General features: G+C 42.2%; 20 protein-coding genes. 16 read left to right on the forward strand and 4 right to left on the reverse strand.

Annotation, left to right across the window (positions count from 1 at the left end):
- Position 1: 1 nt before the first annotated feature.
- From M3205_RS25935 to M3205_RS14615, 14 genes are all read left to right on the forward strand, one after another.
- Entirely contained in the window at positions 2–88 is an 87-nt protein-coding gene (locus tag M3205_RS25935) for an IS3 family transposase (protein WP_396105258.1), read from the forward strand.
- A gap of 330 nt (positions 89–418) precedes the next feature.
- The gene (locus M3205_RS14550) at positions 419–1972 is read left to right on the forward strand and encodes a fumarate hydratase (protein ID WP_285886383.1); all 1554 of its coding nucleotides are present in this window, start codon (positions 419–421) and stop codon (positions 1970–1972) included.
- A 118-nt stretch (positions 1973–2090) separates the two neighbouring features.
- On the forward strand, positions 2091–2882 hold the full coding sequence (gene pdaA / locus M3205_RS14555; RefSeq protein ID WP_251170574.1) for a delta-lactam-biosynthetic de-N-acetylase: 792 nt from the start codon (positions 2091–2093) through the stop codon (positions 2880–2882).
- A gap of 103 nt (positions 2883–2985) precedes the next feature.
- The gene (locus tag M3205_RS14560; protein WP_251170575.1) at positions 2986–3867 is read left to right on the forward strand and encodes a DNA-3-methyladenine glycosylase family protein; all 882 of its coding nucleotides are present in this window, start codon (positions 2986–2988) and stop codon (positions 3865–3867) included.
- A 19-nt stretch (positions 3868–3886) separates the two neighbouring features.
- Positions 3887–5266: a 23S rRNA (uracil(1939)-C(5))-methyltransferase RlmD gene (gene rlmD / locus M3205_RS14565; protein WP_251170576.1), complete on the forward strand. Its 1380-nt coding sequence runs from the start codon at positions 3887–3889 to the stop codon at positions 5264–5266.
- Positions 5267–5698: 432 nt separating this feature from the next.
- The gene (locus M3205_RS14570) at positions 5699–6127 is read left to right on the forward strand and encodes a helix-turn-helix domain-containing protein (RefSeq protein WP_251170577.1); all 429 of its coding nucleotides are present in this window, start codon (positions 5699–5701) and stop codon (positions 6125–6127) included.
- A 34-nt stretch (positions 6128–6161) separates the two neighbouring features.
- Positions 6162–7226 (forward strand): alpha/beta fold hydrolase, encoded by a 1065-nt coding sequence (locus M3205_RS14575; protein WP_251170578.1) that lies wholly within the window; start codon positions 6162–6164, stop codon positions 7224–7226.
- A 177-nt stretch (positions 7227–7403) separates the two neighbouring features.
- Positions 7404–7601 carry a hypothetical protein gene (locus M3205_RS14580; RefSeq protein WP_251170579.1) on the forward strand — a complete coding sequence of 66 codons (198 nt, stop codon included), beginning with the start codon at positions 7404–7406 and terminating at the stop codon, positions 7599–7601.
- 767 nt (positions 7602–8368) lie between these two features.
- Positions 8369–9346: a tRNA dihydrouridine synthase gene (locus tag M3205_RS14590; RefSeq protein ID WP_251170580.1), complete on the forward strand. Its 978-nt coding sequence runs from the start codon at positions 8369–8371 to the stop codon at positions 9344–9346.
- Positions 9347–9696: 350 nt separating this feature from the next.
- The gene (locus tag M3205_RS14595) at positions 9697–10116 is read left to right on the forward strand and encodes a hypothetical protein (protein WP_251170581.1); all 420 of its coding nucleotides are present in this window, start codon (positions 9697–9699) and stop codon (positions 10114–10116) included.
- Positions 10117–10218: 102 nt separating this feature from the next.
- Positions 10219–10374: a DUF1540 domain-containing protein gene (locus tag M3205_RS14600; RefSeq protein ID WP_076260238.1), complete on the forward strand. Its 156-nt coding sequence runs from the start codon at positions 10219–10221 to the stop codon at positions 10372–10374.
- 144 nt (positions 10375–10518) lie between these two features.
- Positions 10519–11982, forward strand: coding sequence for a protein adenylyltransferase SelO (locus tag M3205_RS14605; protein WP_251170582.1), 1464 nt, complete (start codon positions 10519–10521; stop codon positions 11980–11982).
- A gap of 203 nt (positions 11983–12185) precedes the next feature.
- Positions 12186–13019 (forward strand): SPL family radical SAM protein, encoded by an 834-nt coding sequence (locus M3205_RS14610; protein WP_251170583.1) that lies wholly within the window; start codon positions 12186–12188, stop codon positions 13017–13019.
- Positions 13020–13047: 28 nt separating this feature from the next.
- A complete protein-coding gene (locus tag M3205_RS14615; protein ID WP_251170584.1) occupies positions 13048–13800 on the forward strand; it encodes an AAA family ATPase in 753 nt (250 codons plus the stop codon).
- A gap of 39 nt (positions 13801–13839) precedes the next feature.
- On the opposite strand, the gene M3205_RS14620 is transcribed toward M3205_RS14615, so the two are convergent.
- The 4 genes from M3205_RS14620 to M3205_RS14635 form a co-directional block, all read right to left on the reverse strand.
- The gene (locus M3205_RS14620; RefSeq protein WP_251170585.1) at positions 13840–14256 is read right to left on the reverse strand and encodes a VOC family protein; all 417 of its coding nucleotides are present in this window, start codon (positions 14254–14256) and stop codon (positions 13840–13842) included.
- Positions 14257–14335: 79 nt separating this feature from the next.
- Positions 14336–14638 carry a DUF5634 family protein gene (locus tag M3205_RS14625; protein WP_251170586.1) on the reverse strand — a complete coding sequence of 101 codons (303 nt, stop codon included), beginning with the start codon at positions 14636–14638 and terminating at the stop codon, positions 14336–14338.
- Positions 14639–14726: 88 nt separating this feature from the next.
- Complete coding sequence (locus tag M3205_RS14630) at positions 14727–15167, reverse strand: MarR family winged helix-turn-helix transcriptional regulator (RefSeq protein ID WP_251170587.1); 441 nt, start codon at positions 15165–15167, stop codon at positions 14727–14729.
- 19 nt (positions 15168–15186) lie between these two features.
- Entirely contained in the window at positions 15187–15663 is a 477-nt protein-coding gene (locus tag M3205_RS14635; protein WP_251170588.1) for a glutathione peroxidase, read from the reverse strand.
- A 233-nt stretch (positions 15664–15896) separates the two neighbouring features.
- On the opposite strand from M3205_RS14635, the gene M3205_RS14640 reads away from it, so the two are divergent.
- Positions 15897–16160: a hypothetical protein gene (locus M3205_RS14640; protein ID WP_251170589.1), complete on the forward strand. Its 264-nt coding sequence runs from the start codon at positions 15897–15899 to the stop codon at positions 16158–16160.
- A gap of 9 nt (positions 16161–16169) precedes the next feature.
- Positions 16170–16319, forward strand: a complete 150-nt coding sequence (locus M3205_RS14645) for a DUF3658 domain-containing protein (RefSeq protein ID WP_311315735.1) — start codon at positions 16170–16172, stop codon at positions 16317–16319.
- Positions 16320–16342 lie beyond the last annotated feature (23 nt).

The raw sequence follows: 16342 nt of genomic DNA on the forward strand, positions 1-16342 counted from the left end.
GATCGAGGAATATAACCAGCATCGTTATCAATGGGGCTTAAATAAAATGACCCCGGTGCAATACCGGGGTCATTTACTAGCCGCATAGGCGCTTTTTAAACTGTCCGTAAATCGGGGCACAGTTCATAGGAGCCTGAGGGCTCTTTTTTTTATATTTTTTTGGAGCTGGTGGCATTTAGTTTCGGCGGGCTGCGGCGAAACGCGGGTTCCCGTGGGATTGTAGAATAACGACGGAAATGACGGAGTCCTAAGAAAAATGGTAATTACTCCTGAATATACTTCGCCCTCATCCTGTAAACGATTGCAACCTTTACCTTTAAATACGCTTCAGATAGGAGTATAATGGAAGACGATTAATAATTATAATTTTCATAAAAGATATAGCGATATAGGGAGCAAAGGGAAGGGGACTTAAGCAATGAATATCGACAAATTTCAGGAAAGCATGTATCAGCTGATTGTTGAAACATCCACGAATCTTCCGCGTGACGTGCGCCGTGCGATCAAATCAGCGAAAGAAAGAGAAAATGCCGGAACGAGAGCGGCGATGAGCCTGGATACGATTACAAATAATATTAAAATGGCTGATGATAATGTATCGCCAATCTGTCAGGATACCGGCTTGCCGACATTCAAAATTAAGACGCCTGTAGGTGCGAACCAGCTGGTCATGAAAGAAGCGATCAAAAATGCAATTGCCCAGGCAACCAAGGACGGAAAGCTTCGCCCGAACTCTGTTGATTCCTTAACTGGCGCCAACAGCGGGGATAATCTTGGCTTTGGCACCCCGGTTATTAAATTCGAGCAATGGGAAAAAGACTATATTGACGCACGTCTGATTCTAAAAGGCGGCGGCTGTGAAAATAAAAACATCCAATATAGCCTTCCATGTGAACTAGACGGTCTTGGCCGCGCTGGACGCGACCTGGATGGAATCCGCAAGTGCATCATGCACTCTGTTTACCAGGCCCAGGGACAAGGCTGCAGCGCCGGTTTCATCGGTGTGGGAATCGGAGGAGACCGCTCTTCAGGCTATGACCTGGCAAAAGAGCAGCTGTTCCGTTCTGTAGATGATGTGAACCCGAATGAAGATCTTCGCAAGCTTGAAGACTATGTGATGGAAAATGCCAATGAGCTTGGCATCGGAACAATGGGCTTCGGCGGGGAAACAACGCTTCTAGGCTGTAAAGTCGGTGTGATGAACCGCATTCCGGCAAGCTTTTTCGTATCTGTTGCCTATAATTGCTGGGCGTTCCGCCGTCTTGGCGTGTCAATCAGTATGGGTACAGGAGAAATTAATGAATGGATGTACCAGGAAGGCGAGCACATTGACTTTGGTGCAACTGAAGCTGAGCTTGAGACAGCGGCAGCAGCAGAAACAGCTGAGCAAACAAACATCATCACACTGCAGGCTCCTATCACGGAAGAACAGATTCGCGGTCTTAAGGTCGGTGATGTCGTTCAAATCAACGGCATGATGTACACAGGACGCGACGCCATCCACCACCACTTGATAGATCATGATGCTCCAGTTGACCTTAATGGACAGGTTATTTATCACTGCGGTCCGGTTATGATGAAGGATGAAGACGGCCAGTGGCATGTAAAAGCAGCCGGTCCGACTACAAGTATCCGTGAGGAGCCATATCAGGGCGATATCATGAAAAAGTTTGGAATCCGTGCCGTTATTGGAAAAGGCGGTATGGGGCCGAAAACATTAGCAGCACTTCAGGAACATGGCGGCGTTTACTTAAATGCGATTGGTGGAGCTGCACAATATTACGCAGACTGCATCAAGTCTGTTGAAGGTGTGGACCTGATGGAATTCGGCATTCCTGAAGCCATGTGGCACCTTAAGGTTGAAGGCTTTACCGCAGTGGTAACAATGGATTCCCACGGCAACAGCCTTCATCGTGATGTCGATAAATCTTCACTTGAGAAATTGGCTCAATTCAAAGAGCGTGTATTTTAATATTGGAACGAGAGAGACTGCATCTGGTCTCTCTTTTTTTGTGCATTTTTGCCAGCTGGCCCTGTGAATGTTTTCTTTTCGTTCACAAACACTAAGAAAAAATATTGGAGGAGCTCAGATGAAAAAATTAAGTATCTTCCTGAGTGTATTTTTTCTGTTTTTTTCCGGAACAGCTTATGCAAACTACGGCAACTCGCCGGTTCATTGGGGATTTAAGAAGGCAAAAAATGAGGTGCCCGCGGAAGCAGGCAAGCCTCTCGATTCGTTGCTTGAACGGCATGGTTCTTATTATAAGGGCGATACAAGCAAAAAGGAGATCTATTTAACATTTGATAATGGATATGAAAACGGCTATACCGGGCAGGTCCTGGACGTTTTAAAAAAGGAAAAGGTCCCTGCAGCTTTTTTCGTAACTGGCCATTATTTAAAAAGTGCACCCGAACTAGTTAAGAGGATGGCGTCTGAAGGACATATTATAGGCAATCACTCCTGGCATCATCCTGATATGACCAGAGTGAGCGATGAGAAATTTATCAAAGAGCTCGAAATGGTTCGTGCAGAAACCGAAAAGCTGACGGGTGTTAAGCAAATGGCTTATCTGCGGCCGCCACGAGGTATATTCAGTGAGCGCACATTGGCTCTTGCTAAAAAGGAAGGCTACACGCATGTATTTTGGTCACTAGCTTTTGTAGACTGGCACACTGACCGGCAGAAGGGCTGGCAGTATTCTTATGACAATATTATGCGCCAGATCCACCCTGGCTGTATTCTGCTTCTGCACACAGTCTCAAAGGACAATGCCGATGCTCTTGAAAAAGCCATTCAGGATCTGAAAAAGCGGGGGTACACGTTTAAGAGCCTTGATGATTTGACATGGGAGCAGGCGATTGGGGAACGGATGCTGTACTGAAGCTTGGCAGAAATACAATGATAGCAGAAATAGACCCAGCTCTTAAGGGTCTATTTTTGCATAGGTAAACAATTGTAGCGAAAAAATGCTATAATCGGGGAAAATGATAAAGGACGGATTCTTCTTGGAGAAGATACAAGTAGAAGGACCTTATAATTTTGATCTCGTACTGGACAGGCTTTCGAACGATCCTCTTAATCAGGTTAATATAGAGGATAGGTCTGTGAAAGTGCCCATGATGCTTAAGCGTCAGCCGGTTGTAGCAGAAGTAAAGGGAGTCGGAACGACGGAGCAGCCGGAGTTTTTAATTTCCGGAACGGATGGCCCCCTTAAGGAAAAGGCAGCTGAGCGCCTATCGGAAATATTCCACTGGCATCTGCCGCTTGAGACCATTCATAAACATTTTCAAAACACAGAATTACAGCCGATATTTGAAGAGCATTATGGGACCCCTATTGTGCTCGACTTTGATCCATATGCCTGTATTCTGAAATGTATAATCCACCAGCAGCTGAACCTTGCGTTTGCACACACATTAACAGAACGATTTGTAAAAACCTTTGGATTTGAACAAGACGGTGTGTGGTTCTATCCGCTGCCCGAAGAAGTGGCAGAACTTAAGGTGGAAGACCTGAGGGAACTGCAGTTCAGCGGACGGAAGGCTGAATACGTTATTGGCATTGCAAAAGAAACGGCTGCGGGAAGAATAAACTTTGATGAGCTTAAAAACCTTTCAGATGAAGAAATTTATGATAAACTGATCAAATTGCGCGGTGTCGGTCCATGGACTGTTCAGAATTTCCTAATGTTCGGGCTTGGTCGTCCAAATCTTTTTCCTGCTGCAGACATCGGCATCCAGAATGCCTTGAAAAAATTATATAAATTAGAAGCGAAACCGACTCTTGAAGAAATGGAGACATTTTCAAAGAGCTGGAATCCTTATTTGAGCTATGCTTCGCTTTATTTGTGGAGAAGCATCGAATAATTTGGAGTGATGAAGGATCATGAAACAAGAACAAACAGCTAAATTAAAACTAAAGCAGACGTTCCCGCTGACAATCAAAAGGCTTGGTATTAATGGCGAAGGTGTCGGTTATTTTAAAAGGCAGGTTGTATTTGTTCCTGGGGCACTGCCCGGCGAGGAAATTGTAGCAGAAGCAACAAAGGTAAATCCAAAGTTTTCTGAGGCCAAAATCAAGAAAATCCGCAAAAAGTCGGAGTTCCGCGTTCAGCCTCCATGCCCGGTCTATCATGAGTGCGGCGGCTGCCAGCTGCAGCATCTCCGCTATGATCAGCAGCTGAAGGAAAAGCGGGATATCATAATTCAAGCTTTAGAACGGCACACAAAGCTGAATCCTGAGAAGCTGGACATAAAAGAAACCATTGGAATGGAAGATCCCTGGAGCTACAGAAATAAAAGCCAGTTCCAGGTTGGCTTAAAAGACGGGAAAGTTCTGGCCGGTTTATATGGCATGAATTCGCACCGCCTGATTAATATTGAGCATTGTGCAGTCCAGCATCCGCAGACAACAAAGGCGACAGAAACAGTGAAGCGGATACTCCAGGACCTGCGAATCCCTATTTATAATGAGAGAAACCGAAAAGGCATCGTAAGAACCATCGTTGCAAGGGTGGGGATAAAGACAGGGGAGTTGCAGATCGTCTTAATTACAGCTCAAAAAGAGCTTCCTAAAAAAGAGATTATTATCGAAAAAATAAAAAATGAGCTCCCTGAAGTAAAGTCCATCATTCAAAATGTGAACGGGGAAAAAACCTCCATAATTTTTGGACAGGAAACCACCAATCTGGATGGCAGCGACTTTATCCAGGAAACACTTGGAGACCTTCAGTTTGAACTATCGGCACGGACTTTCTTCCAGCTGAACCCTGAACAGACCGTCAAGCTTTATAATGAAGTCAAAAGGGCAGCGGCTTTAACAGGCAAGGAAAAAGTAGCGGACGCATACTGCGGCGTCGGAACGATCGGACTTTGGGTAGCAGATCAGGCAGCCGAAATCCGCGGCATGGATATCATCAGGGAATCCATCGAAGATGCAAAGAAAAACGCGGCCCGCCATGGAATCAAGCATGCCCAATACGTGGTCGGCAAAGCAGAAGAATGGCTTCCGAAATGGACAAAAGAAGGCTGGAAACCGGACGTCATCATCGTCGATCCGCCAAGAACAGGACTGGACCAGCAGCTGTTAAAGACGATTTTGAAGGTCCAGCCGAAAAAAGTGGTTTATGTTTCTTGTAATCCATCCACATTGGCGAAGGATATTTCGGTCTTGAGCTCCAAATATCATGTAAATGGCATTCAGCCTGTGGATATGTTTCCGCAGACGGCACATGTCGAAGCGGTCTGTCTGTTAGAAAAGAAGTAAAGATTAATTTTAATTAACTTCTGAAATGATTCGGATAAGTATTCCCACTCATATGATAGTAATATCCGGGTTCTCTTCATTAGGAACCCGGATTTTATACTATAACCCCTTTCATTGTTCAAATTGTGTTAACTATGATTGACTGCATAAGGAATGAGAGTTGACTTTAGATGAATAAAGATGTGTATTCTCCTGGATGAATCATTCAGGGGTTTTTTGGCCTTCGTGCCAGTTTTGAATTGAAATCTGTTTCCTGATTCGTATGTACTGCAAGCTAAATGTATCGCACAAGTTGAATGTTAATTAGCCTGTCTAGGTCTTTGTTGCCTGCAGTTTAGGAAAATGTAAACTAAACATTACATGATATGTTTAGAATGGTTGGTTGAAGTATGCTAAAAACATGATTTAATTAAAATAAAGGGTGTGAAAAATATGATAAATATGAACCTGAAAGATTTACGGAAAACACATAAATATACCCAAGAAGAGATTGCTGAAAAATTAGGGATATCCAGACAAGCAGTTGCAAAATGGGAAAATGGGGAAACGGTAACTGATATCAATAATTGTTTAGCGCTGGCACAATTGTATAAGGTGAGCTTGGATGATTTAGTTAATCATTCGAAGCAAAGGGATGGAATAGGGATTCAGCCTGAAGGAAAACACGTATTTGGGACCGTTAAGGTTGGAGAAAGAGGACAAATTGTCATTCCTAAGAAAGCCAGGGAGATATTTAATATTTCACCTGAAGACTCCTTGTTAGTTCTAGGTGATGAGGCTCAGGGAATTGCCCTCGTTAAGCACGATAAATTTATGCATTTTGCAGAAGCTGTGTTTAAAGCGAAAGAATGCAAGGAGTAGCCATCCTCTTTAAACAGGAAAGGATGCGATATGGTTGAAAAAAAGAAAGAAAATCATACTAAGTGGAATAGTCGTATTTGTTTTATTTATGGTTGGGGGTTATTTTTATAAAAATAGTACTTATATGGAGAAGCCGCTTAAAAAAATGTATCGGGCGGGTTTTATTGAAAAACAAGCAGAGCTAAAGGATGGTACAGTTTTAAATTATGGAGAAGGTCCAAGCAATGGAAAGACCCCACTTCTTTTGATTCATGGTCAAGGCATGTCATGGGAGGATTATGCGAAAGTGCTGCCAGAATTGTCTAAGCATTATCATGTGTTTGCAGTTGATTGCCATGGTCATGGAGAATCAGAAAGAAATCCTGAGAAATATATGGCTAAAGAAATGGCAGAAGATTTTACAGAATTTATTGAGGCTGTAATAGGAGAAAAAACAGTGGTTTCCGGCCATTCGTCAGGCGGCATGATTGCTGCGTGGATGGCAGCATACTCGCCAGACAAAGTGCTTGGTATAGTAATTGAAGATTCGCCTTTCTTTTCAACTGAACCAGGCAGAAGAGAAAATACCTATGTGTGGGTATACGGTTTTCAATTATATGAATACTTCAAGAACCAGGATGAAGAGAAGGACTACTTCAAGTATAGTTTAGAAAAAAGTTATTGGAAGAATATGTTTGGGGACCTTCTTTGGAACAAGTTTTCTAAAGACGCTGTAGCATATCATGAGAAACATCCTAATGAACCTGTACACATAAAGTATCTGCCGCCACAGATAAACAGAATTTTTGAATCTGCCACTTATCAGTATGACCGCCAATTTGGAGAAGCCTTTTATGATAATAGCTGGTTTCAGGACTATAACCAATCAGAAGTGTTATCAAAAATTGATAGTCCTGCTGTATTTATTAAAGCTGATACAAGCTATGATGGAGATTTATTAGTTGCTGCATTATCTGATGAAGATGCTGACAGGGCAGTTGGGTTATTGAAAAATGGAAAAAGAATTGATGTGGATTCTCCGGGTCACGATATACATTACGATAAGCCTGAAGAATTTATTGAGGTCATGGTTGATTTTTTACAAGATATTCGAAGCTGATATAAACAAGCGGTGACTCAATCTCAGTCCGCATAATGCAGGCCTGAGAATGGAGTCAACTTCAAAGCCTGTTCTAAAGTGGTTGGATGGCGATCAGAAATTTGCGCAGGAGGTTGTGGCAATAAAAAATGCTTATTTTATTGCGTTTGTATCATTTTAGAAGGGGGGGAGAATTCAGTGGATGCGAATAAAAAATGGCTCTCCATTCCTAAAGAGTTTAGAAGCAAACTGAGAAAAAATGTCCTTTGTACAAATTGTCATGATGTTATCACAATTGAGAGTTTTACGATTGAAGACCATCAATTTGGGATAGTTCTGAAGGGCAAATGTCAGCAGTGCGGACATGATGTCGCGAGAGTAGTTGAAGCTGAGTAAAGCTGTGGAAGTTTTCTCAAAAACAACATGAAACTTTTATAGAATATGTTTCAGACCTATACTGGAACAAATCTGAATGAGGAGCGGTATGCTGACAACCGTTCTTTTTTGCTTTATCAAAGGATTTTCCTGACCCGCCTAATGGAGGATTGACCTCATTAAAGCACTCGCGCCTGAGCATACCAGAGAGTACTTCAAAGAATACTTACAAAATGTATTATATAGTCTCTCTTTTTCAGTCAGCTTTAAAGGTTCCGTTCCTGGTGTTTTACTCGGTCAGATTAAATTTAATTTACCCTGTCCTTTTGCTGTTTACTATATATAAGGGTTTGCCCTCTCAGATTTTCAAGAGGTTATCGATTTGAAGACTGCCAAAATGGAAGGGAGATCCTCAATATTCACGCAACCTGAGACTTGAAACACTGTTTGGATCAAAATTTGAAGCGTACTTAAATCAAAAGACGCAAGCAAAACATTTTCAGGAAAATGATTTCGAACTGGATAATTAGTGATTAAAAATCTGGTGTGAACCATTCGAAGCAAAAAGGGAATAGTAAATGCAAGGCGGACAGGCGGCAAAGTGTCTCATCAGAAGGGACAAACTGCCACATCTCAGCCATTGTATGAAATTTTAAACTTCTGCAGGGTGTTTGATAAAAAGCCCTTAACCATGGTATAAGTGTAAAAGAAGCATAGGTATGCTGCTTTTTAAATTAGGGATATGGAGTTATTAAGATATCCCTTAATGAGAGGATTGGAATTAAACGATGAAAGAAAATTTTTGGCTAGAGTTACCACGGCCATTTTTTATACTGGCACCAATGGAAGAAGTGACAGATGTTGTTTTTCGCCATGTGGTGAGTGAAGCAGCCAGACCAGATGTGTTTTTTACTGAATTTACAAACTCAGATAGTTATTGTCACCCTGATGGGATAAAAAGTGTGCGCGGCCGTTTGACCTTTACAGAGGATGAACAGCCAATTGTCGCTCATATATGGGGGGATAAGCCTGAGTTCTTCCGTCAAATGAGTATTGGGATGGCGGAAATGGGCTTTAAGGGAATAGATATCAACATGGGCTGTCCCGTACCTAATGTGACCCAGAACGGGAAGGGAAGCGGTCTGATCCGCCGCCCTGAATTGGCAGCAGAACTAATACAGGCAGCCAAAGCAGGAGGCTTGCCGGTTAGTGTTAAGACAAGGCTTGGCTTCACGGAAATAGACGAATGGAAGACCTGGCTGAAGCATATTTTGGAGCAGGACATTGCGAATCTTTCCATCCATCTGCGTACACGGGACGAAATGAGCAAAGTGCCAGCTCATTGGGAGCTGATTCCGGAGATTAAGGAACTTCGCGACCAGGTGGCACCGGATACCCTTTTGACCATTAATGGAGATATTCCTGACCGTCAAAAAGGCTTGGAGCTTGCCGAGAAATACGGAATTGATGGAGTTATGATCGGAAGAGGCATATTCCATAATCCATTTGCCTTTGAAATAGAGAAGAAGGATCACACTAGTGAGGAATTGCTGGACCTCTTAAGGTTGCACATGGATCTCCATGATCAATATTCACATTTAGAGCTGCGGCCGTTCACAGCTCTTCATCGCTTCTTCAAAATCTATGTCAAAGGATTCCCAGGGGCAAGTGCACTAAGAAATCATTTGATGAACACCAGGTCAACAAATGAAGTGCGTGAATTGCTAGATGCCTTTGCTTCAAAGAATCTTGAACAAAATATATGATTACTATAGGAGGAGGATGGGCTTGTGCTCCATCCTTCTTTTTTAAGGCTGTTTTCGCGTTTGTTGATTTTTCATAACATAGTTTAATTTACTGAGTTGATTGGAGCGGAAGGCACTGAACCTCGAAAATGCAGACGCATTTCCTTCGTGCGGTGTTCATTCGAGGAAGCTTATTCATGTCCTGCGGGAGGAGAGGGAAGTGTGAGACCCCGCAGACGCGAAGCGCCGAGGAGGCTCACCGCCCGCCCCGCGGAAAGCGAGCAGCCTTTCGCTGCAATCAACGGACAGCATTGCTAAGGAAAACATAATTTATAGGAAAAGAATCAAAATATTAAACTTGAGGTATGAGGATGAAAGCTATTTTATTATGTACATTCATGGCATTTTCTTTTGCTATCATAACAGGCTGTCAATCAGCTGAAACAATGGTTCTCCTGGATGAAGAAATCAGAGAAATCAAAGTTTCAAAATCAGAAGGTTTAGGCGGAATTAATGAAGAAAGTTTTAGTTCTTTCAAGGATAGAAAATCAATCACTGTGTTTGAAAAAGCAATAAAAACTGCTGTAAAACAATCAGGCAATCCAGATATCAGTGCACCTCAGTATGATATAGCAGTAGAATACAAAGGAAATCTACCTTCTCACGGCATTCACTTATGGCTCGGTGAGAATAATGAAAATAGCACCTTCATGTATATTACCAATGGTGATATTTACCAGACTTCACCGCAAATGACAAAGAAACTAAGAAGCCTAATCCTCTCAGATTAATTCTCTCCAAGGCCACCTCGCAATATTTGGAACATTATTCCACATGGTTAATGATTAGAAAAAGGGGTATATAATCACTAAATCCATAGGAGGTGGCCAAAAATGGAAGTAGAAGTTTTGTGTAACGTGGAAAACTGTAAGTATTGGGCTGAAGGTGATAAATGTGTAGCTGACTCTATTTATGTGATTGGCCAGAATGGCCGTGAAGCGGATGAAATAGAGGAAACAGCCTGTAAAACGTTTGAGCAAGATGCATAAGCATGAGAAAGCCTGACCGCCCGAGGATGAAAATCCCGGCTGTCAGGTTTTTTTACATACAAAAAGATGCCCGCTATGTTTTACAAGAAAGGGTATAATAAAGGAAAATGACTATAAAACCATGAAGGTAAGGAAGGAGTACTGATGACAATTAGCAATGAAATCGGATGGAATTTTGATAATAGCTATGCGCGACTCCCGCAGACTTTCTTCTCAAAAATGAAGCCAAACCCTGTACAATCCCCTGAGCTGGTGATCATTAACGAACGCCTGGCGAAATCTCTGGGATTAAATATTGATGCCTTGACAAGTGAAGGCATCGCGGTCCTTTCAGGCTCTCAAGTTCCAGTAGAAGCTGAACCTCTTGCTCAAGCTTATGCAGGACATCAGTTTGGACATTTTAATATGCTTGGGGATGGACGGGCAATGCTGATTGGCGAGCAGATTACACCTGAAGATAAACGAGTTGACATTCAGCTGAAAGGCTCCGGCAGAACGCTTTTTTCGCGCGGTGGAGATGGACGGGCGGCCTTGGGCCCGATGCTCCGGGAGTACATTATCAGTGAAGCCATGCATGGACTTGGAATTCCCACGACCCGCAGTCTGGCGGTTGTAACAACAGGGGAAGCTATTATTCGGGAAACTATGCTTCCGGGTGCGATCCTGACAAGAGTGGCGGATAGCCATATACGGGTGGGGACTTTTCAATATGCGGCGAATTGGCGACCGGTTGAGGAGCTTAGAACCCTGGCAGATTACACGATTGAGCGCCATTATCCTGAACTGAAAGAAGCTGAAAATCCTTACCTTGCTCTCCTGCAGAAGGTGATCCAGAAGCAGGCTGAACTTATTGCGAAATGGCAGCATATTGGCTTCATCCATGGAGTCATGAACACCGACAACATGTCAATCAGCGGGGAAACGATTGATTATGGTCCGTGCGCCTTTATGGATAAGTATGACTTGGCAACTGTTTTCAGTTCCATTGACAGAGAAGGCCGTTATGCTTATGGAAATCAGCCGTATATTGGCGGCTGGAATCTGGCGAGATTTGCGGAAACTCTTTTGCCTCTGCTGCATGAAGATGAAAAAGAAGCTGTTAAAATAGCTCAGGGCGCCATTTCAGAATACAATAAAATGTATCAGGACCATTGGCTTTCCGGCATGAGGGAAAAGCTGGGGATCTTTAATGAAGAAGCAGAAGATGAAGCCCTTTTTACAGGACTTCTAAAGGTGATGCAGAGGTCTGAAGCCGATTATACAAATACATTCCGTTCCTTAACATTGGGAGACATTGAGAACACTGTGTTAGGTAATGATCAGGATTTTGCCGGCTGGCATGGTCAATGGCAGGAAAGGCTGACGAGGCAGAAGGAAACGAAAGAAGAGGCAAATCAGTTAATGAGGGCCAGCAATCCGGCCATCATCCCGAGAAACCACCGGGTGGAAGAAGCTCTGGATGCCGCTGTTAACAATGGAGATTACAGCGTGATGATAAAGCTTCTTGCAGCGCTCGAGAATCCTTATGCTTATAGGGAAGAGCAGGAAGAATACTGCAAACTGCCGGATTCATCCGGCATTCCCTACCGTACGTATTGCGGAACATAAAAAGGTAAAGCCTAGCCCAATTAATGGGTCAGGCTTTGTATTATTTAAGCAGGAATCGTGATTAAAAAAAGACTATCTTCCCATAATTAAAAAAGGCGGTATTTCTCATCCTGTAAGGACAGGATAAGTGACTGCTTATTGTTGACATCAGGAGATCACAGTGTTATTTTTAAAACAGAACATACATTCGATTTTGTGATAACTTGAACATACAACTTAAAGAAATCGCATCAAAAAGTATCTTAACACCTGCCAAGGGTGCGATAGACAATTTTACTCATTCAATGAATCCCTATGCGGGCTGCACTTTTGGCTGTAAATATTGCTATGTAAGGGAGCTCCCTGTCTCCATTTTCCGTGAAGAGGAATGGGGTGAGTGGATTGATATAAAATCAAATGCGGCCGAGCTTTTAGAGAAGGAATTGGCTAAAGCTAAAAGAAGGGGAAAAGTGGCTTTATTTATGTCCTCTTCCACTGATCCATACCAGCCGATTGAATATACCTCAAAACTGACCAGAAGTTTATTGGAAGTAATGGTTGAAAATCAGCCTGACTTTTTACATGTTCAAACCCGTTCGCCAATGGTGAAAAGAGATATTGATCTATTTCAGCGATTCGGAGATAGAATCAGAATTTCCATGACAATCGAGACAGACAAGGAGGAAGTCAGAAAGGCATTTACACCCGCGGCCCCTCCGATCCCGGCTAGAATGGCTGCACTAAAAGACATAAAAGATGCAGGAATTATTACTCAGGCAACATTGGCCCCTTTACTTCCATGCTCTCGGGAGTTTCCTGCAAAACTTAAATCAATTGCAAACCGTGTGACAATTGACGATTTTTGGATGGGAGATGGAAGCGGAGGAAGTAGGACCGAAAGAATGGGAATCCGCAAAATTTTTGATGAGCTTGGTTTGGAGAAATGGTATAATCCATCTGCATATAAAGTGGTTCTTAAAATGCTGGAGCAGGAATTTCAAGATGCGCCCATTCAATTAGGAGTATCCAAAGCGGGCTTCAGCCCTGATGGCAAATAGCTGATTATAATTTAGATGAGGTATTTATATGGATCTATTAAGTTCACCATATGTAAGAGGCATTAGGCTTAAAAGAGAAGATATACCATCCTTCAAGCAGTATCCCTTCAGTCTTCCAAGTCTGAAAAAACTGGATGAGATGGCTTTTCACCCAAAAGTTACCTTTCTGATCGGCGAGAATGGGATGGGGAAGTCAACTCTGCTGGAGGCAGTTGCGGTTGCATTAGGGTTCAATGCGGAAGGCGGATCATTCAATTTTAATTTTTCTACCTTTGATTCACATTCCTTACTGGGCGATTATTTAAAGGTAATAAAAGGCGTTGACAGGCCGTCTGATGGCTTCTTCTTAAGGGCAGAGAGCTTCTATAATGTAGCTTCCAATATTGAGGAAATGGACAGGGAAGGCGGCGGACCAAAAGTGATTGATTCCTTTGGCGGCCGTTCTTTACATGAACAGTCACATGGGGAAGCGTTTTTCTCCACCTTCCTTCATCGTTTTCGCGGCAGCGGAATCTATATACTGGATGAGCCGGAAGCGGCACTTTCACCATTGAGGCAAATGTCCATGCTGACAAGGATTCATGATTTGGTAGGCGAACATTCACAATTTATTATTGCTACCCATTCTCCGATTATTATGGCCTATCCGGATGCAGCCATATTTGAATTAACTGATGACGGCATATCGGAAAAGAAGCTCGAAGAAACGAATCATTACCGCATTATAAAGCAATTCTTCGATGACAAGAATCGGATGCTCCATCACTTGCTGAATGAATAAAAAAATGGAGGCCGCATGCCTCCATTTAGACTATGTATGTTATTCACTTTCGTGGCTGAACATCCAGTTAACGCCGAATTTATCTGTTAACTGGCCAAAGCTCTTGCTCCAGAATGTTTCCTGCAGCTCCATAGTTACATTACCGCCATCTGACAGATTCTTAAAATACTTTCTCAGGTTGTCCAGATCATCAATGACAACTGCTAGATTAATGTTATTTCCTACTGTAAATGGCATACCTGGAAATGTATCTGAAAACATAACAGCACTGTCGCAAATAGTAAGGCTTGAATGCATAACCAGATTTTTGGCCTCCTCCGGCAGAGGGTATTCAGGATTCTGCGGAGCATCACCAAAAGTGGTAATCTCCGGCATTTCCAGTTCGAAAGCTTTTACATAAAACTCAATTGCTTCACGAGTATTTCCATCAAAATTTAAATAGGCATTAACAGCCAACCCGTCCACTCCTTCCTTTAAATACAACTCCATTATAGACGGAATACTCAAATATTAATATAGTTCAATCACAACGTCTTTATAATTCCTGAAGTGCTTGTTCTATACTGGTGAATCCGCTTCTATCAGGATTATCGGGTTCATCTGATTCAATGGTCCACTCATTTCTTTCAGGTGATAGTCCTCCATTCCCATCTTTAAGGAATGGGCTATGCACATGATATGTTTTCCCTGCTTTTTTCACTGTGTATCCCATATAGCAGTGCTGGTCCTGGCCTTCTTCCTCGAAAATGCCGATATCGTCGATTCCATATTTGTCTATATAGGACTGAAATGGCTCCTGCAGTGAATTTACAACTTGCTCTCTTGGTAAAAAATCCATTTAAGCTAGCTCCCTTCCATATTAACTATCCTTAATATGGCTATTTTTGGAGGGATTAAACACGGAATTGTGAAAAGAGTACCCCGCATCAGCGAGGTACTCTGCTCCTTAGCCTCATTCTCAGGTTTCCTAGAAGCTTCATAAGCTCTTCATATTCTTCCAGTTCAATGCTGCATGTCTGAATGGCCTCACCAACACTATTGGTGATATCCTGTTTTTCGTTATATGCTTTTTCTTCTAGGAAAATAAACACCTTGCGTTCATCCGCATTGGAGCGTTCCTTTCGAAGCCACCCGTTAGCAATCATCCTTGAGATCATCGGGGTAAGTGTCCCGGTGCCAAGGTTCAGTCTTTCTCCGAGCTCTTTGGCTGTCATGCCATCCTTTTCCCAAAGGGCCAGAAGAACCAGATATTGCGGATAGGTTAAGCCGAATGGTTGAAGGGCACTTGTATAGAGTTTGGTAAATTCGCCTGCTGTTTCATAAACAGCAAAACAAAGCTGTTTATCCAGTGTAAAAAAATCCTTCACATCATCACCTATTCCGGCATTATAATAACTTTGTCAAATCATCCTCAATTTTTCCCGGCTCAGTTGTCGGCGCATAGCGTGCTACAACCTGGCCACCCTGGTCCACGAGGAATTTGGTGAAGTTCCACTTAATGTTTTTGGAGAGAATGCCCTTTTTCTGTTCTTTCAAGTAAGCAAACAAGGGATCAGCATTGTCGCCATTTACATCAATTTTGGCGAAAATCGGGAAAGACACACCATAATTGAGCTGACAAAACTCAGTGGTTTCTTCAATATTATCGAATTCCTGGTTATTAAACTGATCACAAGGGAATCCAAGAATTTCAAGGCCCTTGTCTTTATACTTTTCATAGAGCTCCTGCAGCCCTTTAAATTGAGGCGTCAACCCGCACTTGCTTGCTGTGTTTACGATAATTAGAGGCTTTCCTTCGTATTCTTTCAGAGATTTCAATTCACCATTCGTTTTCTTGACTTCAAAATCATAAACCGTTGTCATTGGGATACCTCCTATTTTTAATCGTGTACGATTAAATCTTAAGCGATTTAAATCTATTTTGCAACAAATCAGCTTTTTATGGAACTGGTATTAAGGTTCATTCGTAGGAAAGATAGAAGTCCAATTCATTTACAAAGGGTAATCATATTGATGGAGAAATTGCAGGATAATTAATTAATAATATAGTAGACAATGATTTTTACGTATTTTGTTAACTGGAGGGGGAAGTGAAAATGAAAGAGAATACCAACGAAACACAACTTGGCATTTTTCATTCTCTTATTACTGTAGGGATCCTGTTTTTAATAATTTATTTAATCAAACAACCGAATGTAAATTCCTTCTTATATGCTGGAATGTTCTTTATTAGTAAAAGTGTGGTTGATATTATATTTCACAAAATAGGTTTTACATTTAGAGGGACTGGCATAAAGAAAATGCTTATTTTAAACAGTGTACTCTTATTGTTTTTCATTGTTTGGGGTTTTATAAAATAAGCCAGATTAATCTGGTTAGTGATAGGGCATCTGGATGAGCCAATTGGGGATGGCTTTGTTGAGTATAGAGTAAGATTCCTGATTTATAACGGAATATTTGCGATAAAGGGGATTCCGAAAAGTATGAGGTTTTATAACATTAAATTGAAAGAGATGTAGAATTTCATAAATCCCTCGGCTGG

The sequence above is a fragment of the Cytobacillus firmus genome, assembly GCF_023715565.1.
GTDB lineage: Bacteria > Bacillota > Bacilli > Bacillales > Cytobacillaceae > Cytobacillus > Cytobacillus firmus_C.